Genomic DNA, 894 nt, shown 5'->3' on the forward strand with positions numbered 1-894 from the left:
AACATTTGCAGAAGCATCTGACGCACTAGGTTACGATCTATGGGCGCTTGTTCAAAATGGCCCTGCTGAAGATCTAAACCAAACTTTCCGTACTCAGCCTGCATTGCTTGCTTCTTCTGTCGCTATTTGGCGCGTATGGCAAGAGCTTGGTCTAGAACAACCAGCAAACCTAGCGGGTCACAGTCTCGGTGAATACTCAGCGCTTGTGTGCGCTGGCGTGATTGACTTTAAAGAAGCAATCAAATTGGTTGAACTACGTGGCAAGCTAATGCAAGAAGCGGTTCCTGCGGGTACTGGCGCAATGTATGCAATCATCGGTCTAGATGATGATGCGATTGCAAAGGCGTGTGAAGAAGCAGCGCAAGGCGATGTCGTTTCTCCAGTAAACTTCAATTCTCCAGGTCAAGTTGTTATTGCAGGTAGTAAAGATGCAGTAGAGCGCGCTGGCGCACTGTGTAAAGAAGCTGGGGCGAAACGTGCTCTTCCTCTTCCTGTGTCAGTGCCTTCACACTGCGCGTTAATGAAACCAGCAGCAGATAAACTAGCAGTAGCGCTAGAGTCTATCGAATTCAACACACCACAACTTCCAGTTATCAATAACGTTGATGTGGCAGCTGAAACTGACCCTGCAAAAATCAAAGACGCGCTTGTTCGTCAGCTATACAGCCCAGTTCGTTGGACTGAAAGCGTACAGCTAATGAGTGAACAAGGTGTAGAAAACCTTCTTGAACTTGGCCCGGGCAAAGTTCTGACAGGTCTAACAAAACGTATCGTGAAAACACTAAGTGCAGCAGCAGTTAACGATGTGGCGTCGTTAGAAGCCGCTAAATAATTCTTTCACGATAAGAAAAGGAAAACACAACATGATGAATCTAGAAGGTAAAATCGCTCTAG

General features: G+C 46.6%; 1 protein-coding gene. It reads left to right on the plus strand.

The genetic code is table 11. The features are described 5' to 3' along the window. The coding region (fabD, locus tag R7Q46_RS25720) for an ACP S-malonyltransferase (protein WP_318078021.1) at positions 1 to 832 on the plus strand (832 nt) is incomplete at its 5' end. Positions 833 to 894: the final 62 nt, after the last annotated feature.

This window comes from Vibrio sp. 811 (assembly GCF_033339195.1).